At 61.9% G+C, this 21,614-nt stretch carries 23 protein-coding genes; 11 read left to right on the top strand and 12 right to left on the bottom strand.

Going from position 1 to position 21,614, the window contains the following annotated elements:
- Positions 1-37 precede the first annotated feature (37 nt).
- From VNX23_RS05370 to urtA, 10 genes are all read right to left on the bottom strand, one after another.
- The gene (locus VNX23_RS05370; RefSeq protein ID WP_325628149.1) at positions 38-640 is read right to left on the bottom strand and encodes an urease accessory protein UreE; all 603 of its coding nucleotides are present in this window, start codon (positions 638-640) and stop codon (positions 38-40) included.
- Between the two features lie 65 nt (positions 641-705).
- Positions 706-2,418 carry an urease subunit alpha gene (gene ureC / locus VNX23_RS05365; protein ID WP_325628148.1) on the bottom strand — a complete coding sequence of 571 codons (1,713 nt, stop codon included), beginning with the start codon at positions 2,416-2,418 and terminating at the stop codon, positions 706-708.
- A 43-nt stretch (positions 2,419-2,461) separates the two neighbouring features.
- On the bottom strand, positions 2,462-2,767 hold the full coding sequence (locus VNX23_RS05360) for an urease subunit beta (protein ID WP_325628147.1): 306 nt from the start codon (positions 2,765-2,767) through the stop codon (positions 2,462-2,464).
- Positions 2,768-2,878: 111 nt separating this feature from the next.
- Positions 2,879-3,181 carry an urease subunit gamma gene (locus VNX23_RS05355; protein WP_325628146.1) on the bottom strand — a complete coding sequence of 101 codons (303 nt, stop codon included), beginning with the start codon at positions 3,179-3,181 and terminating at the stop codon, positions 2,879-2,881.
- A gap of 131 nt (positions 3,182-3,312) precedes the next feature.
- Entirely contained in the window at positions 3,313-4,149 is an 837-nt protein-coding gene (locus VNX23_RS05350) for an urease accessory protein UreD (protein ID WP_325628145.1), read from the bottom strand.
- 41 nt (positions 4,150-4,190) lie between these two features.
- Positions 4,191-4,886, bottom strand: coding sequence for an urea ABC transporter ATP-binding subunit UrtE (gene urtE, locus VNX23_RS05345; RefSeq protein ID WP_325628144.1), 696 nt, complete (start codon positions 4,884-4,886; stop codon positions 4,191-4,193).
- 3 nt (positions 4,887-4,889) lie between these two features.
- Entirely contained in the window at positions 4,890-5,651 is a 762-nt protein-coding gene (gene urtD / locus VNX23_RS05340) for an urea ABC transporter ATP-binding protein UrtD (RefSeq protein WP_325628143.1), read from the bottom strand.
- Positions 5,652-5,655: 4 nt separating this feature from the next.
- On the bottom strand, positions 5,656-6,825 hold the full coding sequence (gene urtC, locus VNX23_RS05335; RefSeq protein WP_325628142.1) for an urea ABC transporter permease subunit UrtC: 1,170 nt from the start codon (positions 6,823-6,825) through the stop codon (positions 5,656-5,658).
- Positions 6,822-8,435: an urea ABC transporter permease subunit UrtB gene (gene urtB / locus VNX23_RS05330; RefSeq protein WP_325628141.1), complete on the bottom strand. Its 1,614-nt coding sequence runs from the start codon at positions 8,433-8,435 to the stop codon at positions 6,822-6,824. The genes urtC and urtB overlap by 4 nt, the downstream gene beginning before the upstream one ends.
- Positions 8,436-8,636: 201 nt before the next feature.
- Complete coding sequence (urtA, locus tag VNX23_RS05325; protein WP_325628140.1) at positions 8,637-9,956, bottom strand: urea ABC transporter substrate-binding protein; 1,320 nt, start codon at positions 9,954-9,956, stop codon at positions 8,637-8,639.
- A 550-nt stretch (positions 9,957-10,506) separates the two neighbouring features.
- On the opposite strand from urtA, the gene VNX23_RS05320 reads away from it, so the two are divergent.
- The 3 genes from VNX23_RS05320 (at position 10,507) to VNX23_RS05310 (ending at position 12,749) form a co-directional block, all read left to right on the top strand.
- Entirely contained in the window at positions 10,507-11,925 is a 1,419-nt protein-coding gene (locus tag VNX23_RS05320; protein WP_325628139.1) for a DEAD/DEAH box helicase, read from the top strand.
- Between the two features lie 37 nt (positions 11,926-11,962).
- Positions 11,963-12,262, top strand: a complete 300-nt coding sequence (gene infA / locus VNX23_RS05315; protein WP_325628138.1) for a translation initiation factor IF-1 — start codon at positions 11,963-11,965, stop codon at positions 12,260-12,262.
- A 274-nt stretch (positions 12,263-12,536) separates the two neighbouring features.
- Positions 12,537-12,749 carry a cold-shock protein gene (locus tag VNX23_RS05310; RefSeq protein ID WP_002714433.1) on the top strand — a complete coding sequence of 71 codons (213 nt, stop codon included), beginning with the start codon at positions 12,537-12,539 and terminating at the stop codon, positions 12,747-12,749.
- Between the two features lie 171 nt (positions 12,750-12,920).
- Here the strand turns inward: VNX23_RS05310 and VNX23_RS05305 are convergent, their stop codons facing one another.
- Together VNX23_RS05305 and VNX23_RS05300 are read right to left on the bottom strand one after the other, a co-directional pair.
- Entirely contained in the window at positions 12,921-13,421 is a 501-nt protein-coding gene (locus tag VNX23_RS05305; protein ID WP_325628137.1) for a pilus assembly protein N-terminal domain-containing protein, read from the bottom strand.
- 131 nt (positions 13,422-13,552) lie between these two features.
- The gene (locus VNX23_RS05300) at positions 13,553-14,380 is read right to left on the bottom strand and encodes a sterol desaturase family protein (protein WP_325628136.1); all 828 of its coding nucleotides are present in this window, start codon (positions 14,378-14,380) and stop codon (positions 13,553-13,555) included.
- A gap of 318 nt (positions 14,381-14,698) precedes the next feature.
- On the opposite strand from VNX23_RS05300, the gene VNX23_RS05295 reads away from it, so the two are divergent.
- From VNX23_RS05295 to VNX23_RS05260, 8 genes are all read left to right on the top strand, one after another.
- Positions 14,699-14,863: a Flp family type IVb pilin gene (locus VNX23_RS05295; protein WP_325628135.1), complete on the top strand. Its 165-nt coding sequence runs from the start codon at positions 14,699-14,701 to the stop codon at positions 14,861-14,863.
- Positions 14,864-14,940: 77 nt separating this feature from the next.
- Positions 14,941-15,081, top strand: coding sequence for a hypothetical protein (locus tag VNX23_RS05290; protein ID WP_325628134.1), 141 nt, complete (start codon positions 14,941-14,943; stop codon positions 15,079-15,081).
- Positions 15,082-15,164: 83 nt separating this feature from the next.
- Complete coding sequence (locus VNX23_RS05285) at positions 15,165-15,689, top strand: prepilin peptidase (protein ID WP_325628133.1); 525 nt, start codon at positions 15,165-15,167, stop codon at positions 15,687-15,689.
- A gap of 127 nt (positions 15,690-15,816) precedes the next feature.
- Complete coding sequence (gene cpaB, locus VNX23_RS05280) at positions 15,817-16,608, top strand: Flp pilus assembly protein CpaB (protein ID WP_325628132.1); 792 nt, start codon at positions 15,817-15,819, stop codon at positions 16,606-16,608.
- A gap of 15 nt (positions 16,609-16,623) precedes the next feature.
- Positions 16,624-18,090 (top strand): type II and III secretion system protein family protein, encoded by a 1,467-nt coding sequence (locus VNX23_RS05275; protein WP_325628131.1) that lies wholly within the window; start codon positions 16,624-16,626, stop codon positions 18,088-18,090.
- Positions 18,091-18,111: 21 nt separating this feature from the next.
- Positions 18,112-18,852, top strand: coding sequence for a CpaD family pilus assembly protein (locus VNX23_RS05270; protein ID WP_325628130.1), 741 nt, complete (start codon positions 18,112-18,114; stop codon positions 18,850-18,852).
- Positions 18,849-20,114, top strand: a complete 1,266-nt coding sequence (locus tag VNX23_RS05265) for an AAA family ATPase (protein ID WP_325628129.1) — start codon at positions 18,849-18,851, stop codon at positions 20,112-20,114. The genes VNX23_RS05270 and VNX23_RS05265 overlap by 4 nt, the downstream gene beginning before the upstream one ends.
- A gap of 23 nt (positions 20,115-20,137) precedes the next feature.
- Positions 20,138-21,613 (top strand): CpaF family protein, encoded by a 1,476-nt coding sequence (locus VNX23_RS05260; protein WP_325628128.1) that lies wholly within the window; start codon positions 20,138-20,140, stop codon positions 21,611-21,613.
- The last annotated feature ends 1 nt before the right edge of the window (position 21,614 follow it).

The raw sequence follows: 21,614 nt of genomic DNA, 5'->3' as shown, positions 1-21,614 counted from the left end.
GGTTCGCCTTGGCGCGCGACGCCGCTGCGGTGCAGGCTTATTTGCGGCCATGAGCATGGCAATCGCCGTGGGCATGATCATGTTCGCAATGTTCGTCGTGGTGATGATGGTCGTGAGCATGGTTGTGATCGTGGCCGTGATGGTGAGCGCCATGCTCGTGCGTGGAATGACCGTGCCCCGCATGATCGTGCGCATCATTTGGGTGCGCGTGGCCGGCATAGGCGCCGCCTTCCGGATCGAACGGCGCTTCGATCTCGATCAGGCGCGCGCCCAACCCTCTCAGCATCTCCTCGATCACATGATCGCGGCGGATGCGCAGTCCCCTCTCCGTGATCTGGGTCGGCAGGTGCCGATTGCCGAGGTGCCAGGCGAGGCGGACCAGATGCTGCGGATCGCGCCCCCGGATTTCCAACAACGGCTCGGGCGCGGCCACCACCTCGACCAGTCTGCCATCTTCGAGCACCAGCGCGTCGCCGCCGCGCAAGGCGATCGCATGTTCCAGATCGAGCAGGAATTCCAGCCCGCGCGTGCCCTTCATCACCATCCGCCGACGGTGGCGATCGTCAAAATCGAGCACGACGCTATCGGCCGCTGACTCGCTCCAGCGATGTTGTCCCCGAACTTGTACGGCCCGGATCATCGCAAGCCGTCCCGCGATGGGGCCTCTCGAAACGCTTCAATGGAGTCATTCATGCACGAATCACCTCAATACATGAAGTAACGCTGCGCCATCGGCAATACTTCGGCGGGCGCACAGGTCAGGAGTTCGCCATCGGCGCGCACCTCATAGGTCTCGGGATCGACCTCGATATCGGGCGTGGCGTTGTTGTGGATCATGCTCTTCTTGGAGATGCCGCCGCGGGTGTTTTGCACCGCGTAGAGTTTCTTGGCGATCCCGAGTTTTCTGCCAAGCCCCGATCCGACCGCCGCCTTCGAGGAAAAGATCACCGAGGAGGCGGTGCGCGATTTGCCGAAGGCTGCGAACATCGGCCGGTAATGCACCGGCTGCGGCGTCGGGATCGACGCGTTGGGATCGCCCATCGGAGCTGCAACAATGGAGCCGCCCTTGATGACGCATTCGGGCTTGACGCCGAAAAAGGCGGGCTGCCACAGCACCAGATCGGCGAGCTTGCCCTTCTCCACCGAGCCGATCAGTTTCGAGACGCCCTGGGCGATCGCGGGATTGATGGTGTATTTGGCGATGTAGCGCTTGACGCGGAAATTGTCGTTGTTGCCCTTCTCCTCCGGCAACGCGCCGCGCTGCTTCTTCATCTTGTCGGCGGTCTGCCAGGTGCGAATGATGACTTCGCCGAGCCGGCCCATGGCCTGTGAATCCGAGGACATCATCGAGAGCGCGCCGAGATCATGCAGGATATCTTCCGCCGCGATCGTCTCCTTGCGAATGCGGCTCTCGGCAAAGGCCAGATCTTCTGCGATCGAGGGATCGAGGTGATGGCACACCATGAGCATGTCGAGATGCTCGTCGATGGTGTTGCGGGTGAAGGGGCGGGTCGGATTGGTCGAAGACGGCAAAACGTTCTTCAAACCGGCAACCTTGATGATATCAGGCGCGTGACCGCCGCCGGCGCCCTCGGTGTGGAAGGCGTGGATGGTGCGGCCCTTGAACGCCTTGATCGTATCCTCGACGAAACCGGATTCGTTCAACGTGTCCGAATGCAACATCACCTGGACATCGTAGTCGTCGGCAACATCAAGGCAATTGTCGATTGCCGCGGGTGTCGTGCCCCAGTCCTCATGCAGCTTGAGCGCACAGGCGCCCGCCTTGATCATCTCCACCAGCGAAGCCGGACGCGAGGCGTTGCCCTTGCCGGAAATTCCGAGATTGACCGGAAACGCGTCGAACGACTGGATCATCCGCGCGATATGCCAGGGCCCGGGCGTGCAAGTCGTCGCAAAGGTGCCGTGGGACGGCCCGGTGCCGCCGCCCAGCATCGAAGTGACGCCGGACATGAGAGCGTGTTCGATCTGTTGCGGGCAGATGAAATGGATGTGGCTGTCGAAGCCGCCGGCGGTGAGGATCTTGCCTTCGCCTGCGATGATGTCGGTGCCGGGGCCGATCACGATGGTGACGCCCGGCTGGATATCGGGATTGCCGGCCTTGCCGATCGCGCTGATCATGCCCTCCTTGATCGCGACGTCGGCCTTGACGATGCCCCAGTGGTCGATGATCAGCGCATTGGTGATGACGGTGTCGGCCGCGCCCTGCTTGTTGGTGGCTTGTGACTGGCCCATGCCGTCGCGGATCACCTTGCCGCCGCCGAATTTCACCTCTTCGCCGTAGGTTGTGAAATCCTTCTCGACCTCGATGATGAGATCGGTGTCGGCCAGCCGCACCCTGTCGCCGGCGGTGGGTCCGAACATGTCGGCATAGACGGAACGTTTGATTTTCACGGACATGACCTGGCTCCAGCGGCAGACATGATCCCTCCCCCAATATGAGTCACAGCTTCCCCATCACCTCGCCACGGAAACCGTAGACGGTACGCTTGCCCGCGAGCGCCACGAGCCGTACCTCGCGCGTCTGCCCCGGCTCGAACCGCACCGCCGTGCCGGCGGCGATATCGAGCCGCATGCCGCGCGCCTTTTTGCGGTCGAATTTCAGCGCCGGATTGGTCTCGAAGAAATGATAGTGCGAGCCGACCTGGATCGGACGATCGCCGGAATTGGCGACCGTTAGCGTCACGGTTTTCCGGCCCGCATTGAGCTCGATCTCGCCGTCCTTGATGAAGCGTTCACCGGGGATCATTCTGCCTCCTCTTGTCGTTCCGGACGATGCAAAGCATCGAACCCGGAATCTCGATCCAAAAACTTCCAGATTCCGGGTCCGCCGCTTCCCGGCGTCCCGGAATGACCGATGTCATCTTATCGGCTCGTGCACGGTGACAAGCTTGGTGCCGTCCGGAAACGTCGCTTCCACCTGGATATCGTGGATCATCTCGGCAATGCCCGGCATCACCTGCGCGCGGGTCAACACCTGCGCGCCGGCCTGCATCAGCTCGGCCACCGTGCGGCCGTCACGCGCGCCTTCGAGGATGAAGTCCGAGATGATGGCCACGGCCTCCGGATGGTTGAGCTTGACGCCGCGATCGAGACGCCGCCGCGCTACCATCGCCGCCATCGAAATCAGGAGCTTGTCCTTTTCGCGGGGGGAAAGATTCATTCGAGCACTCTGCTTGAGCTGAGCTTGTTTCGTTGAGCCTGGTTTCTAAAGCGCGCGATTGCCTTTAGGTCGAATCTCTTGTTTGCGCATGATCTTTCGGAAAACCGCCGCACGCTTTTCCGGATCATGCGCTAGTTGAGCCAGAGCCGCGGCAATGCCGAAGAGCTGGCGCGGCCGAGCACCGCCGTCATGTCGGCGCGCAGGGCCGCCGCATCTTGGGCACAGAAACGGGCCATTGCAAATCCATTCCATGCGGAGATGCCGACCTCGCCGGCAAGCGATTCCGAAAGCCCGCGAATCCGCTCCACCAGTGCCTCATCGCCGGGCACGACCAGCGCAGTGCCGATGGCTGTGCCGCCGTTGGCGATCGCAGGTCGGGCGAGTTTCTCGCCGATATCGCCGTCGAGGTGGATGTTCTCGGCAAAGACCAGCCGGCCGCCGCGGCGCATCCGCCAGTGGTCGACGAATTCACCACGCTGCATCCGCTCCCCCATCGCGGCGCGGCCGAACACCACGATCTCGCAGAAGAGGAGCGAGGCGGTTTCTGCAAGATCAATGTCGATATGTCGAAGGACGCGGGCGCGGTCGAACAGGATGGTCTCCTGCGGCAGCCAGGCGAGATGCGAATGAGCTTGCGCCTTCAGGGCAATGTTGAGTACCGAGGCGGAGCTTTCGGTGCGGTAAACCTTTTCCGCCGCCGCGCTTGTCAGGGTGAGGCGCGCGCCTTCGCCGGCCACGATATCGATGTCGAAGCGATCGCCGCCTGCAATTCCGCCTGCGGTGTTGACGAACACCGCCGACAGGCCCTCACCTTCAGGCGAGGGAAAGCGCACGCGCAGCGACCCCGATTCATGCAAGGCGCGGCGCCGGGTGACGCCGTCGGCCTGGTGCACGTCAAAACTCACCGCGCCGCGGGCACGGTTGGCGGCGAAAATCGCCGAATTCGCATCTGTCGTATCGGTCCGCATTCGCCCGCTTCACCCCAAAAGCCGCACGCGACAGAGATCGATTACAGCGCCATTTGCCGGCTGATCTCGCCCGGGTCGAGATTATTTCGATCGCAGGCGAATTTCACCGCGCCCCTGTCCATCACTGCAAAATTGTCGCCGAGCTCGCAGGCAAAGTCGAGATATTGTTCGACCAGGACGATGGCGATGTTGCCAAGGCTGCGAAGATAGGTGATCGCGCGGCCGATATCTTTGATGATCGAGGGCTGGATGCCTTCGGTCGGCTCGTCGAGCAGCAACAATTTCGGCCGCATCACGAGCGCACGCCCGATCGCGAGCTGCTGCTGCTGGCCGCCGGAGAGATCGCCGCCGCGGCGCGAGAGCATCGACTGCAATACCGGGAAGAGCGAGAACACGTCGTCGGGGATATAGCGGTCCTGGCGCTTGAGCGGGCCAAAGCCGGTCTTCAGGTTTTCCTCGACGGTGAGCAGTGGAAAAATCTCCCGCCCCTGCGGCACCAGACTGATGCCGCGCCGCGCCCGTTCATAGGGCCTGAGGGCTGTGATGTCGGTGCCCTCCAGCGTGATCGATCCGCCGGAAATCGGATATTGCCCGACCATCGCGCGCAACAGACTGGTCTTGCCGACGCCGTTGCGCCCCAATACGCAAGTCACCTTGCCCGGCTCCGCCGCGATCGTCACGCCGCGGAGCGCTTGCGCCGCGCCGTAATAGAGGCTGATGTTGTCGACCTTCAGCATGGATCACCGTCCGAGATATACTTCGATGACGCGCTCATTCGACGACACCTGGTCGATCGTGCCCTCGGCAAGCACGCTGCCTTCGTGCAGGCAGGTAACCTTGACGCCAAGTTCGCGCACAAAGGCCATGTCATGCTCAACGACCATGACGGTCTTGTCCTTGTTGATCTCCTTCAAAAGCTCCGCGGTCTGATGGGTCTCGACATCGGTCATTCCCGCCACCGGCTCGTCGACCAGCAGCAATTTTGGATCCTGCGCGAGCAGCATGCCGATCTCGAGCCACTGCTTCTGGCCATGCGAGAGACTGCCCGCCAGGCGATCGCGCGCATCCTTCAGACGGATGGTTTCGAGCACGCGATCGATCCGCTCGGTCTCGCCCCGGCTTTCACGCCAGAACAGGGTGCCCTTGACGCCATGATCGACGTTGAGAGCGAGCAGCAGATTGTCCTCGATGGTCTGGCTTTCGAACACGGTCGGCTTCTGGAATTTGCGGCCGATTCCCAGTTCGGCAATCCGCGTCTCGTCGAGCCGCGTCAGGTCGGTGACGCCGTCGAACAGCACCGTGCCCTCGTCCGGTCTGGTCTTGCCGGTGATAATATCCATCATGGTGGTCTTGCCGGCGCCGTTCGGGCCGATGATCGCACGCATTTCGCCTGGCTCGAGGGTCAGTGACAGGTTGTTGACGGCGTGAAAACCGTCGAACGAGACGTGCACGCCGTCGAGATAGAGCAGCGCGGAAGTGGCACGGGTATCCCTGACGTTCATCCGTTTACCCCGCCATATCTGGTTCGCTGACGCCGTCTTCGCGCGCGGCGCTCTCGGCGCCTGGCGACAGCCGCTTGGCCTTCCACGGCTCCCACCGCCAGTTGAAGGTGCCGACGATGCCCCTGGGCAACAGCAGCGTCACCAGGATGAAGAGCGCGCCCAGCATGAACAGCCAATAGGGCGCGAGCGGACCCGAGGTGAAATAGGTTTTGGCGTAGTTGACGACGATCGCGCCGAGCGCCGCCCCGACCAGCGTGCCGCGGCCGCCGACCGCGACCCAGATCACCGCCTCGATGGAATTTCCCGGCGAAAATTCGCCGGGATTGATGATGCCGACCTGAGGCACGTACAGCGCGCCGGCAACGCCGGCCATGCAGGCCGACAAGGTGAACACGAACAGCTTGTAGGATTCGACGCGGTAACCGAGAAAGCGCGTGCGGGATTCGGCATCGCGGATCGCGATCAAGACCTTGCCGAGTTTCGAGGTCACCACCGCCCGACAGATCACGAAAGTGAGGGCCAGCGCCAGGCAACTGGATGCGAACAAAACGGCTCGCGTCCCGTCGGTCTGCACGTTGAATCCGAGAATATCCTTGAAATCGGTCAGGCCGTTGTTGCCGCCGAAACCGAAATCGTTGCGGAAAAACCCCAGCATCAGGGCATAGGTCATCGCCTGGGTGATGATGGAGAGATAGACGCCGGTGACGCGGGAGCGGAAGGCCAGCCAGCCGAAGCAGAAGGCAAGCAGGCCCGGCACGACAATGACCATCAGGGCAGCGAACCAGAACATATCAAAGCCGTGCCAGTACCAGGGCAGTCTCGGATAGTTCAGGAACACCATGAAGTCGGGCAGGATCGGATTGCCGTAGACGCCGCGGCTGCCGATCTGGCGCATCAGGTACATGCCCATGGCATAGCCGCCGAGCGCAAAGAAGGCGCCATGGCCAAGCGAGAGGATGCCGCAATAACCCCAGATCAGGTCGATCGCGAGCGCCAGGATGGCATAGCAGGCATATTTTCCGAACAGCGCGACCAGATAGGTCGGCACCTGCAGCATCGAGCCGGACGGCAACAGCAGGTTCGACAACGGAATCAGCACGCCGCACGCGGCGACCACGATCAAGAATATGGTCGCGCTGCGATCCAGCGAACGCGTGAGCACGCGCGACATCATGCTTCGACCGCCCGTCCCTTGAGCGCGAACAGGCCGCGCGGCCGCTTCTGAATGAACAGGATGATCAGCACCAGGATCGCGATCTTGCCGAGCACGGCACCGGCGACGGGCTCCAGGAATTTATTGGCGATGCCAAGCGTGAAGGCGCCGACCAGCGTGCCCCATAGATTGCCGACGCCGCCGAACACCACCACCATGAAGGAGTCGATGATGTAGCTCTGGCCGAGGTTGGGACTGACATTGTCGATCTGCGACAGCGCCACCCCGGCAATGCCCGCGATTGCCGAGCCGAGCCCGAAGGTCAAGGCATCGACCCGCGATGTCGCGATCCCCATCGACGCCGCCATGCGGCGGTTCTGCGTCACCGCGCGCATTTCGAGCCCAAGCGCCGTGAATCGCAGCATCGCGAGCAGCACGACGAACACCGCAAGCGTGAAACACAGGATCCAGAGTCTGTTATAGGTGATCGTGATCTGTCCGAGTTCGAAGGCGCCGCTCATCCAGCTCGGATTGCCGACTTCGCGGTTGGTGGGTCCGAACACGGTACGCACCGCCTGCTGCAGCACCAGCGAAAGGCCCCAGGTGGCCAGCAGCGTTTCCAGCGGGCGACCATAGAGAAAGCGGATGATGGTTCGCTCGATCAGGACGCCGATGCCGCCGGCGACGAGGAACGCGAGCGGCACGGCGATGAGAAGCGAATAGTCGAACAGGTCCGGATTGCGGGTGCGGATGACTTCCTGCACCACGAAGGTGGTATAGGCACCGATCATCACCATCTCGCCGTGGGCCATGTTGATGACGCCCATGACGCCGAAGGTGATGGCAAGGCCGATCGCGGCAAGCAGGAGAACCGAACCGAGCGAGAGGCCGTACCAGGCGTTCTGCACCGCCGACCACACCGCAAGCGTGCTCTGGATCGCGGAAATCGCGCCGCTCACCGCTTTGGCGATGATGGGCGGCTGGTCAGCGCCAAGGCCGGTCAAGAGCGCCAGCGCTTCCTGATCACCCCGCGCCTTGATGACGGCAATGGCATCAAGCTTCTCGACATCGGTGGCGTCGGATTTGTAGAGCAGGACCGCAGCGCGGGCCTCGATGAAGGCCGCCTTTGCCGCCTTGTTGGTTTCCTTGGCCAATGCGCCATCGATCACCGGCAGCAGGTTTTCGTCATGCGACCTGAACACCGACTGCGCGGCCGCGATGCGCTTATTGGGATCGGGTGACAGAAGGGTGAGGCCGCCAAGTGCGGCCTCGACACTGCGGCGCAGGCGATTGTTGAGGCGTACCGCGCCGGCATTCTCCGGCAGCTTGTCCACCACAGCCCCGGTTGCGGCGTCGATGACCTTGCCGTCTTCCTGGGTGATATAGACCTTCTTGGTGTCGGGATCGGCCGACAGCCGGCCATCCTGAAGCGCGCTGATAATGGGAAAGGCGAGCGGATTGCCGGAACTCGCAACCGCACCGATCGCCTCCTCGGTGTCGGAAAACTCGTCATTGGCGAATTTGGCGACCGCATCCTCGAAGGGACCAGCAAACGCTGGCAGGGCGAAGGCGGCGATCAAAAACAGGCAGAGTGCAAGCGCGCGAAGGCGGTCAAAGACATTGGCGACCACTGGATACCCCGGCAGAAGTAGAGGAAGGCGGCGACATCGCCGCCTTCCAGGTCTCGTGGGCTAGTCGACGAAGGCTAGCATGATCTCCCGGCAAAAGCCCTTGGCAGACGCCTCGCGCGGGCCGCGGGACACCGGCATCTTGGGGATACCGGGCCGCGGTTTGCGATCATCCCACGGGGACTCGGAAACCTGACCCGGGGATCAGGATCCCTGACCGCCGCACTTGTTGGTCTTGGTGTTGTAGTTGCCGCACTTCTTGCCGACCCAGTCACCGATCAGGTCCTTGGAGCCCTCGAGTTCCTTCGACCATGCATCGCCAGCCACCAGGCCCGGGGTCTTCCACACCACGTCGAATTGGCCGTTGCCTTTGATTTCGCCGATGAACACGGGCTTGGTGATGTGATGGTTCGGCAGCATCTTGGAAACGCCGCCTGTCAGGTTCGGCGCTTCGATTCCCGGCAGCGCGTCGATGACCTTGTCCGGATCGGTTGATTTCACCTTCTCGACCGCCTTTACCCACATGGCGAAGCCGATGACGTGCGCTTCCATCGGGTCGTTGGTCACGCGTTTCGGATTCTTGGTATAGGCCTGCCAATCCTTGATGAACTTCTCGTTCGCCGGGGTCTTGATCGACTCGAAGTAGTTCCAGGCGGCGAGATGGCCGACCAGCGGCTTGGTATCGATGCCGGCGAGTTCTTCTTCACCGACCGAGAACGCGACGACCGGAATGTCGGTCGCCTTGATGCCCTGGTTGCCGAGCTCCTTGTAGAAGGGAACGTTGGCATCACCGTTGATGGTGGAGACCACTGCCGTCTTCTTGCCGGCCGAGCCGAACTTCTTGATGTCGGCCACGATGGTCTGCCAGTCGCTGTGACCGAATGGCGTGTAGTTGATCATGATGTCTTCGTCCTTGACGCCCTTCGACTTCAGATAGGCTTCAAGGATCTTGTTGGTGGTGCGCGGATAGACGTAATCGGTGCCGGCCAGCACCCAGCGCTTCACCTTTTCGTCCTTCATCAGGTAGTCGACGGCGGGGATCGCCTGCTGGTTGGGCGCAGCGCCGGTGTAGAAGACGTTGCGCTCGCTCTCTTCACCCTCGTACTGCACCGGATAGAACAGGATGTTGTTCAGCTCCTTGAACACCGGCAGCACGGATTTGCGCGAGACCGAGGTCCAGCAGCCGAACACCACAGCGACCTTGTCCTTGGTGATCAGTTCGCGCGCCTTTTCCGCAAACAGCGGCCAGTTCGAGGCCGGATCGACGACGACGGCCTCGAGCTTCTTGCCGAGCACTCCGCCCTTCTTGTTCTGCTCGTCTATCAGGAAGAGGACCGTGTCTTTCAGTGTGGTTTCGCTGATGGCCATGGTGCCGGAAAGCGAATGCAGCACGCCGACCTTGATGGTGTCGTCGGCCGCCTTGGCGGGCGAGAACGCGGCCAGGCCGAGAACCAGGCCAGCGGTCGCCCCGAGCCAGCGACGGCGGCTCAGCGCCGCGGTGTCGTGAGTAAGCTGTGTAAGCATGATTGTGTCGTCTCCCTGACGCAGGCGTGAAACGCTGCGAAACGGCCCCATGGCCGCCTTGCGCGTCAAGGAATCGCAAGAACCGTGCCACGGTGTGGGTATGGAGTAAGCGAATGGCTTCGTTGGCAAATCCAGCCTCGCCAACCCGCTTGGCCGAGGTCAGTGCCTAAGATTTCGGCGGAAAAAATGAATGCTTCGTTTGCGAAATGATCAATAAATAAGCAGATGTAACATCCGGCCGACTCGGCGGCCCAAAATTTTGGCACAGCCGCCTCTGGAGGACCATCGGGAATTAAGCCTTTGATTTCCCTTCCGGCACGCGGTCCGTCATTCACCTTGAAAGTGCCGCGTTCTCGATCCATATGACTGTGTGACCTTCGAATCACCGGGTCACCACGAGCCGCGTGTTCTAAAGCCCTCCAGGGCTTCTGGCTTGCCCCTTCAGCTTACAGAACCGACGCCCCAAACACGCGGGTGTCTTGAGACACCACCGCGCGCTCCCGACGGACCATGTCGGGCGCCTGCCCCCTTTTATGGAAAGTACCAGCTTTTGACCTCCTTTCAGGACTTCGGACTTGCCGATCCCATCTCGCGTGCGCTCAAGGAAGAGAACTACCTGACTCCCACGCCCATCCAGGCCCAAACCATTCCCCTTGCACTTGCCGGCCGCGACGTAGTCGGCATCGCCCAGACCGGAACCGGCAAAACCGCCGCTTTCGCGTTGCCGATCCTCCACCGTCTGCTGCAAAACCGGATCAAGCCGCAGCCAAAGAGCTGCCGCGTACTCGTGCTCAGCCCGACCCGCGAACTGTCGGGGCAGATACTCGACAGTTTCAATGCCTATGGCCGTCATGTTCGCCTCACCTCGGCGCTCGCGATCGGCGGCGTCCCGATGGGACGTCAGGTCCGCTCCATCATGCCAGGCATCGAGGTCATGGTGGCGACCCCCGGCCGCCTGCTCGACCTCGTGCAAAGCAACGCGCTCAAACTCGGGCAGGTCGAGTACCTCGTGCTCGACGAGGCCGACCGTATGCTCGACATGGGCTTCATCAACGACATCCGGAAGATCGTCGCCAAGCTACCGATACGGCGTCAGACGCTGTTCTTCTCGGCCACCATGCCCAGGGACATCGCAGAGCTCGCGGACGCGATGCTGCGCGACCCGGCGCGGGTCGCCGTGACGCCGGTCGCCTCGACGGTCGAGCGCATCGTCCAGCGGATCATTCAGGTCGATCATTCGGCGAAGCCCGCCTGGCTGGCGCAGCTCCTGACGCAGGAGCCCGTCGATCGCGCGCTGGTGTTTACCCGGACCAAGCATGGCGCCGACAAGGTGGTGAAGGGCCTCGCGCGGGCCGGCATCGCCGCCGAAGCCATCCACGGCAACAAGTCGCAGAACCATCGCGAGCGGGTGCTGTCGGCGTTCCGTTCGGGCCAGATCCGAACGCTGGTCGCTACCGACATCGCGGCCCGCGGCATCGACGTCGATGGCATCAGCCATGTGGTTAATTTCGATCTTCCCAACGTCCCCGAGACCTATGTCCATCGCATCGGCCGCACCGCGCGCGCCGGCGCCGATGGCGTTGCGATCTCGCTGGTCGCCGGAGGTGAGGAACTCGCTTATCTCCGGGACATCGAAAAACTGATCCGCATCGCCCTGCCGCGGGAAGATCGGCGTTCGCCCGGTCATCGCGAGGCCGCCGGGGCGGTGGCACAACATCGCACCGGGCGGCCTGCCTCGCGTGCGCATGCGGGGCGCGCAAATGATGTCTCGCCAGCGACGAAAGGCCCTCGCCGCCGCCGTCCTGGTGGTAATAATGGTGCTCCAATAACCAACCGGAACGAGGTCAACCGGCACGAGCCGTTTCGTCCGTCGCAAGGCGGCAAGGCCGGAGGATTGCAGGGCGTTTCTTTTTTGCACCGGGAGAGCCGCCCCAAAACCCAACCCAACCGCACCCAACGGCCACGCTAATGGTCCCCACTAGCCGTCGGTCGACCTGGAGATAAACATGGCTAAAGAAGAGCTGATCCAGTTCGAAGGACTGGTCACTGAAATCCTCCCCGATGCCCGCTACCGCGTCCAGCTGGACGCGGGACACGAGATCGTCGCCTATACCGCCGGCAAGATGAAGAAAAACCGCATCAAGACGCTGGCGGGTGACCGGGTGACGATCGAGATGTCCCCTTACGATCTGGAAAAGGGCCGCCTCATCTTCCGTCACAAGGACGAGCGTCCGAGCGGTGGTGGCGGCGGTACCGGAGGCGCTCCGCGTGGCGCTGCACAGCGCGGCCAGTTCCGCCGCAGGTGAGGATTGCTCGCCGCGGCTTGTTCAAGCTGTGCGGCACGAACCGACATTCGTGACAAAATCGTGGCGACGATCCGATGACGCGTTCAAAAAATCGCGCCTCAGGATTGTTCGAAGCCCTACTTTGGAATAATATGAACCAATCGATTTTCGGCCGGACGACATTAGCTATCCACCGGTACAGCCGGTTTAGACGCTGACGACCCTTCCAAAAATTCGATCTCACCAGCCTGCGAGTGTGGGCTTTACTATTTCTATCTTGAGAAGGGACTATCCCGTGAGCATGGGAACCGTGAAGTGGTTTAACGCTACCAAGGGTTACGGCTTCATCCAGCCCGATGATGGCGGTAATGACGTATTCGTGCATATCAGTGCCGTTGAACGCGCTGGACTTGGAACACTGCGTGAAGGCCAGAAGATCAGCTACGAAATCGTGGCGGATCGCCGTTCCGGCAAATCTTCGGCCGACAATCTACGCGCCGCCGGCTAAGCCCGTCCGCGCAGAAGGCGCGGGGAAAATTTTTCGGCAAACTGTCAGACAAGAAAGGCCGCGCTTTTGGCGCGGCCTTTTTTCTTGTCCCGTGATGCGACGATCGCAACCGCTTCCAGCAACCGAGGGCCGTCACGAAGTTGGATGGGTGGCCAGAACTGATTGGTGCTGCTACTTGGACGCCGCTGCGGCGCTGCCGCCCGCCTGACTGCTGAGATTGCCGGCCTGGTCCATGGTCGACTTGAAGAAGGTATCGCCGTCGCCGAGCGTGACGCGGCGCTGGCAAATCGGCATGCAACTGTAGGATTCGCGATCGACGCCGCGATAAACGGTAATGAGTTGGTCGGTCGGACCTTCGACCTGAATCAGGCGATCGACCAGGACCTCGCCACTGCGGTCCATCGCAATGAAATTGGTGGCGCCGTAGCCTTTTCCAGTCACGACAATCACCCCGCCGGCCTGCAGCGAGACGTCCGCAATCAGCGGATTTCCGACCACGATGGTGGCGACCCGGGCAGGCAGCTTGACGAGTCTCGCCTGATCGACACTGACCGCAATGGTGTCAGCGGAGGGCTCGGCGAAGGCGGCTGCCGGCAACAGCAGCATCGAAGCCGCAAGCGAGGCAATCGGGAAACAGGAACGCAATAAAATGCGCAAGGACTTGAGCGACATGAGATACCCCGGGACGTTGACAAGCCGGCAAAAGCAAATACGCAGCGGAACCGGCGCCCGACCAAGGCAAATCTGACTTCAAATAGTGAATGAACTGCAAACGGGCCCGACATTCCCCGCCGGCCAAGGGCCTATTGCCGAAAAGGGTAAGCTAGTTGCCCACCAATTTCGTTCGGAATGTTCCTATCACCAGCGCCGTAGTTTTCAGGCAGCCTGTTTTCCGGCATCCGGAACGTGCCAAACAGGAGGTCCCAGATCGGAAACGTCCCGGCGAAATTGGTGTTGCCGCCCTCCTCCGGCGGCGTGTGATGCCAGCGGTGAAAGACCGGGGTGGCGAGCACGTATCTGAACGGGCCAAGTGTCCAGTTCAGATTGGCGTGGACAAAGGCCGAGTGAAACGTCGTGAACGGCCCGACCCAGAGCATCACGTTGGGGGAGATGCCGGCCATCAACAGGATGACGTCGACCGCGATCGTTCCCAGGAAAAGATTGGCCGGGTGGAAGCGCGCCGCAGAGATCCATTCCAGATCCTCGGATGAATGATGGATCGCGTGATATCTCCAGAATCCGCCGCCGTGAAACAGTCGGTGCAGCCAGTACAGCATGAAATCCGACAGGGCCACGAACATCAGCCCCTGCAGCCACAAGGGCAGTTGCGAGAGAGGGCCGTGACCGTTTTCGTAAAAGGCAATCAGTTCGTCCGCACCGTGAATGTTGAAGACGACGCCCGCGCCGACTATCAGCAGTCCGATGCGCAGCACGCGCGCGAACAGCGGCACAAAGAACCAGTAGCAGAGGTCGGTGACGAGTTCGCGCTTGCGCCACCACGGCGTGCCGGGATTGCAGGCCCAGAAATGGGTGAGCACCGAGAAGACCAGCGCCAGCACGATTGTAATCGGCACAACCTTGGCGATGGTCTGGCCAAGCATCTCGACGACTTCCAGCGCTAGATTGGACATGCGACCTCATCTGATCTTGTATCTCTACGGCTACGCTGCATCGCTTAAGGAGCCGTAAAGCGAAAAATCGCGACCGCCTTGCGTCTGTCTCGTTGATCGCCGATATCATCGCGACCGCGTCTCGATTTGATTTGATGCAATGCCTTAATGCCAAATTTACTCTGCTCAAGAACTGCGAGTTGTCACAGTGTTTACTCGATCGAATTAACCCCACCGCAATCGTCCGGCCGTTAGGGTGACGACATGGTCACGGTGCTGAGAACGCCGGCAAGACCACAGTTAGTTCGACCAGCCACGTGTTCACATGGAGTCACACCTATGAAGAATCTGATTGCGCGTTTTGTGAAGGACGAGTCCGGCGCTACCGCCATCGAATACGGCCTCATCGCAGCCGGCATCTCGCTCGCGATTATCGCGGTCGTTAATGGCCTCGGCACCAACCTGAACAACAAGTTCACCTCGGTCAACACCCAGCTGAAGTAAGCTGCGTTATGATCCAGAATCAAAGGCCTCGGAAAATCCGGGGCCTTTTTTTCGCACCTTAGTTTGTGGCGTGAGAAATGCGTATCCCACCTTCCGCATCTGCCGCGATGAAGCCCTCGCAGGCTCGCGACGGCAACGATTCACCTGCGCTTGTGGTCTTTACCGCCTTGACGCTGGCGCTTCTCTTTCTTGTTTGCCGCATTGCGAGTGTCTGGTGAGCGGCCATTTCCCGATTCTTCATCTATGAAAGCTAGATTGCCGCGTTCTTCCCTTCGGTCATCGGCACGGGCAGCATGACTCCATGATCCTCGACGTTGCACGCCTCCTGCTGTTCCCCGCCCTGATGGCGTTCGCGGCGGCGAGCGATCTGTTCACGATGACGATTTCGAACCGCGTGTCTCTGGCGCTCGCGGCGGCCTTTTTGCTGCTCGCGCTCGCGAGCGGCACGGGGATTTCCGAAATTCTCTCCCATCTCGGCGCCGGCGCCTGCGTGCTGGTGGTGAGCTTTGCCTGCTTTGCGTTCGGCTGGATCGGCGGCGGAGACGCCAAGGTGGCGGCCGCCGGGGCGCTTTGGTTCGGTTTCGATCACCTGTTGAACTACCTGGTCTATGCTTCGCTGTTCGGTGGCGTGCTGACGTTGTCGCTGCTCCAGTTCCGGCAATGGCCGCTGCCGTATATGCTGGCCGGCCAGGCCTGGCTGCTCAAGCTGCACGCCAAGGAAAGCGGTATTCCGTACGGGATCGCGCTCGCGATCGGCGCGTTGGCGGTCTATCCGGAAACTGAGTGGATCAAGGCTGTCGATCTGACGCACTTCGTCATTCGCTGATCGATGCAGAGGTAAAATCCCGTTAAGGCGATTTAGATACGCCTCATTAACCATGCTTTGACGAATAGCTGGTCAACTCCAATTACGGCGACCGACGCGTCGCAGCGTAATGTGGAAAGTGAAGCGTATGAATAGGGCACGCATTGTCGTCCTGACCATCGCTATCGGAGCCGGTGGCGTCGCTGCCTTCCTCGCGAGTGGATCGGATACCAGGCCACCGACAGAACCGGTCGTACAACTTCAGACCGCCGATGTTCTCGTGGCCAAATCCGACATCGCACTTGGCCAGACGCTCTCGGCCGACGACATGATCTGGCAGACCTGGCCCGCGGCAACGGCGAGCAGCACCTTCATTCGCCGCAACGAACGCCCCGACGCGACCACCCAGATCGCCGGCTCGATTGCGCGCTCGCCTTTTATCGCCGGAGAGCCGATCCGCGAGCCGAAACTGATCAAGGCCAATGGATCAGGCTTCATGGCTGCCATCCTGCCGACCGGAATGCGCGCCATCTCCACCGAGATTTCACCGGAGACCGGTGCCGGCGGATTCATCCTGCCCAACGACCGCGTCGACGTCGTCCTGACGCGGCGCCTGAAGAATCCCGATCCCAAGGCCGCGGGCGACGTCGTGTTGCCGGAGATCGTCCTGACCAATATCCGCGTGCTGGCGATTGATCAGGCGCCCAAGGAAAAAGAAGGCCAGAACGCCGTCGTCGGCAAGACGGTGACGCTCGAGCTCAAGCCCGAGCAGGTGACGATTCTCGCCGGTGCGCGCCAGGCCGGGGTGTTGTCGCTGGCGTTGCGCAGCATCGCCGACGCCAACCAGGCCGAGATAGGGCTCGACGACCGGTCCCGCCGGCTCGGCAGCATCAATGTGGTTCGATACGGCGTCGCAAACCCCACCACGATAGAGAAGTGACCGAGGACTGACGATATGAGGAGCAGGGAAAATCAGCTGAAAATGCGGACCTTTCTGGTCCGCACCCTGTCGTTTTCGGCCGCAGCAGCCATGACGCTCAACCCGGCCCTGATCCCGGCGGTGGCGGCCGACTACCGCCCCGTCCCACAGGCCGCCGCCGACGGACAGATGAACGCGCGTTTTCTCTCGCTTGGCGTCGGCAAATCGATCGTGATCGACTTGCCGCGCGATATCAAGGACGTGCTGGTCGCCGATCCGAAGATCGCCAACGCCGTCGTGCGCTCGGCGCAGCGCGCCTACATCATCGGCGCAGCTGTCGGCCAGACCAACATCGTGTTCTTCGATTCCGCAGGCCAGCAGATCGCGGCCTATGACATCGCCGTCAAGCGCGACCTCAATGGCATCCGCGCCGCGCTGAAGCAGACATTGCCGAATTCCGACATTCAGATCGACGGGCTAGGCGATGGGGTGATCCTAACCGGCACGGCGGCAAACCCGATCGACGCCCAGCAGGCCGGCGATCTTGCCGCGCGGCTGGCGGGCGGAGCCGACAAGGTCGTCAACTCCATCATTGTCCGAGGCCGCGATCAGGTGATGCTGAAGGTCACCGTCGCCGAAGTCGCGCGATCGATCATCAAGCAACTGGGCATCGACCTCAGCGCCAACCTTACCTACGGCACGACCGTCGTGAACTTCAACAACATCAACCCGTTCACGGTCAACAACGCGCCACTCGTTCCCGGTAACGCTCTCAGCACGACATTTGGCGGAGCGCCGACCGTCCAGGCAACGCTGCGCGCCATGGAGAGTGCCGGCGTGGTGCGGACGCTTGCAGAGCCGAACCTGACGGCAATCTCGGGTGAATCCGCTACCTTCATCTCAGGCGGCGAATTTCCAATCCCGACCGGCGTGACCTGCCAGACGACGACCGCGGGCGCGATCGGACAGTGTGTCCAGACGGTCAGTTTCAAGAAATTCGGTATCTCGCTGAACTTCACGCCGGTGGTTTTGACCGAAGGTCGGATCAGCCTCCGGGTTATGACAGAAGTATCTGAAATATCTAACGAAAATTCCCTGAACGGCGGCTCTGGCGGCACCACCATTCCCTCCATCAAGACCCGCCGCGCCGAAACCACGCTGGAAATCCCCTCGGGCGGATCGATGGCGATGGCCGGCCTGATCCAGGACCAGACCAAGCAGGCGATCAACGGGCTTCCCGGACTCTCGCAACTTCCCGTGCTGGGCACGCTGTTCCGCAGCCGCGACTACATCAACAACCAGACCGAGCTGATGGTTCTGGTCACGCCTTATGTCGTTCGTGCCGTCGCGCAGAAGGATCTGTCGCGCCCGGATGACGGCTTTGCCTCGGCCTCGGACCCGCAGACGGAGCTGCTCGGCACTATCAACCGCATCTATGGCGTTCCCGGCCGCGTCGAGCCGGCCCGGAATTATCGCGGCGCTTACGGCTTTATTACCGATTGAGGCGGGACGAGGACAAATAATATGGCGAGCAACATACCCGTCGAATGCAGGCGCGCGTTCCGCATCGCAGGCGCGCTTGTCGGTCTTACCATCGTGCTCGGCGCCTGCACGCATACGGACGAAGTTGTAGCGACGGCGAGCATCCCGGAGGATTATCGCCTGAGGCATCCGATCGCGATCCAGGAGGCGGATCGTTCCGTCGTGATCTTCGTCGGTCATTCGCGCGGCGGTCTGTCGGCCGAACAGCGCGCCGACGTGATGGGACTGGCGCAGACCTGGCTCCATGAGGGGACCGGCGGGATTGTGGCCGATGTGCCGGTCGGCACGCCCAACGCGCGGGCGGCGGAGAGCGCGTTCCGGGAAGCCCGAGCGATGCTTTCGGCGGCGGGCGTGCCGCCCAACGGCGTCACCGTCCACCACTACCATCCGGATAACCCGCGTCAGCTGGCAACGGTGCGGCTGAGCTATCCGAGAATCTCGGCCACCGCCGGGCCTTGCGGGCTATGGCCGGAGGATCTTGGTCCCTCCATCAACAACAGGGGCTATATCGAGAACAGGTCCTACTACAATTTCGGCTGCGCCTATCAGCGAAACATGGCGGCAATGGTGGACAACCCGTCCGACCTGCTGCAGCCGCGGCCCGAGACGCCCGCCTATACGGTCCGGCGCACCGAAGGCTTCGAGAAATATCGCAAGGGCACCTCTACCTCGACCGTCTATCCCGAAGCCGAAAAGGCCAAACTCAGCGACACAGGCAAATGACCAGCTACGCACGCCAGAACCTCGAGCAGCCTGACGTCACTTCGCCGCCCGCGGACGATCACATTGCGCCTGCGCCGCGCGTATCGGTGCAGGCGTTCTGCGAGACCGTGGAATCGGCGGCGGCCGTGCAGTCGGCCGGCGAGGACCGGCGGCTCGGCAAGGCTCATCTTAAGATCCAAATGGGCGGCATGGCAGCGGCGATTGAAGCCTATCGCAGCGCGCCTACTCCCAACGTGATCATCATCGAGACCGAAGGCCGCAACGATATCCTCGCCGGCCTCGACCAGCTCGCAGCCGTGTGCGATTCCGGCACGCGGGTCATCGTCGTCGGCCGCATCAACGACGTCGCTCTTTATCGCGAACTGGTGCGTCGCGGCGTCAGCGACTACGTGATCGCGCCGATCAATCCGCTGGATATCGTGCGCTCGATCTGCGGGCTGTTCTCCTCGCCCGAAGCCAAGGCTGTCGGCCGCATCATCGCCATCGTCGGTGCAAAGGGCGGCGTCGGCGCTTCCACCATTGCGCACAATGTGGCCTGGGCGATCGCGCGCGATCTGGCGCTCGATTCCGTGGTGGCCGACCTCGACCTTGCGTTCGGCACCGCCGGCCTGGACTACAATCAGGACCCTCCGCAAGGCATTGCCGACGCGGTTTTCTCGCCCGACCGCGTCGATACCGCTTTCATCGACCGCCTGCTCTCGAAATGCACCGACCATCTCAACCTGCTCGCGGCGCCGGCGACGCTCGATCGCGTCTACGATTTCGGCGCCGACGCCTTCGACGCGATCTTCGATACCCTTCGCACGACGATGCCATGCATCGTGCTTGACATCCCGCATCAATGGTCGGGCTGGACCAAGCGCGCGCTGATCGGCGCCGACGACCTTCTGATCGTCGCCGCGCCGGACCTCGCCAACCTGCGCAACACCAAGAACATATTCGACCTGCTGAAGGCGGCGCGGCCCAACGACCGGATGCCGCTCTATTGTCTCAACCAGGTCGGAATACCCAAGCGGCCGGAGATCAACGCGAGCGAATTCGCCAAGGCCATCGAGAGCGAACCGATCGCATCGATTCCGTTCGACCCGCAGATGTTCGGCGCGGCGGCCAATAACGGGCAGATGATCGCCGAAATCTCGGCAACCCATCGCAGTACCGAAATGTTTCTGCAGATCGCGCAGCGGCTGACCGGCCGCGGCGAGAGCAAGAAGCCGCGGAGTTCGTTCCTGTCACCCCTGATCGAAAAGCTGCGGGCAAAGTGACTTGACCCGCCTGGAGTACAGTCGTGTTTGGTAAGCGTAGCGGAACAGAAGGCGACTCGCGGATCGCAAGGCCCGCCATGAGCGCGCCGGAGCCGGCTTCGGTGACGGCGGCGCCAACCGCGCCGCGGGCCCCCTCGCCGCCGGCTGTTGCTTCACCAAGCCTGGCGCCGGTCAAGGCGGCGCCGCCACCGCCCACCGTCGAGACACGGCGCTCCGACTCCTACTATCAGGTCAAGGCGACGATCTTCGGCGCCTTGATTGAAGCGATCGACCTGGCCCAGCTTGCCAAGCTCGACGGCGAATCCGCACGCGAGGAAATCCGCGACATCGTCAACGAGATCATTGCGATCAAGAACATCGTCATGTCGATCGCCGAGCAGGAAGAGCTGCTCGACGACATCTGCAACGACGTTCTTGGATATGGTCCGCTCGAGCCGCTTCTGGCGCGCGACGACATCGCCGACATCATGGTCAACGGTGCCGGCACGGTCTATATCGAGGTCGGCGGGCGAATTCAGCGCACCGGCATCCGCTTCCGCGACAATCAGCAGCTACTCAATATCTGCCAGCGCATCGTCAGCCAGGTCGGCCGCCGCGTCGACGAATCGTCCCCGATCTGCGACGCGCGCCTCGCCGACGGCTCGCGCGTCAACGCCATCGTCCCGCCTCTGGCGATCGATGGTCCCGCGCTGACGATCCGCAAGTTCAAGAAGGACAAGCTGACCCTCGACCAGCTGGTCAAGTTCGGCGCTATCACGGCGCAGGGCGCCGAAATCCTGCAGATCATCGGCCGTTGCCGCTGCAACGTGCTGATCTCGGGCGGTACCGGCTCCGGCAAGACGACGCTGCTCAATTGTCTGACCAACTACATCGACGACGAGGAGCGCGTCATCACTTGCGAGGACGCTGCCGAACTTCAACTGCAGCAACCGCATGTGGTGCGGCTGGAAACCCGCCCGCCCAACATCGAGGGCGAAGGCCAGGTCACGATGCGCGAATTGGTCCGCAACTGCCTTCGTATGCGGCCTGAACGCATCATCGTCGGCGAAGTCCGCGGACCCGAGGCGTTCGACCTGCTGCAGGCCATGAACACGGGTCACGACGGCTCGATGGGGACGCTGCACGCCAACAACCCGCGAGAAGCGTTGTCGCGTTGTGAATCGATGATCACCATGGGCGGATTTTCACTGCCCTCGCGAACCATCCGCGAGATGATCTGCGCCTCGATCGACGTCATCATTCAGGCCGCCCGCCTGCGCGACGGCTCCCGCCGGATCACGCACATCACCGAGGTGATGGGCATGGAAGGCGAAACCATCATCACCCAGGACATCTTCCTGTACGAAATGATGGGCGAAGACGCCAACGGCACGATCCAGGGCAGGCATCGCTCCACAGGCATCGGACGGCCACGCTTCTGGGAACGTGCGCGATATTACAACGAAGAGAAGCGCCTTGCCGCGGCTCTCGACGCCGCCGAAATTCGCGGCGAGGTGTGAG

Source organism: Bradyrhizobium sp., assembly GCF_035570375.1.
GTDB lineage: Bacteria > Pseudomonadota > Alphaproteobacteria > Rhizobiales > Xanthobacteraceae > Bradyrhizobium.
This window is presented reverse-complemented; position numbering and strand designations above follow the sequence as displayed.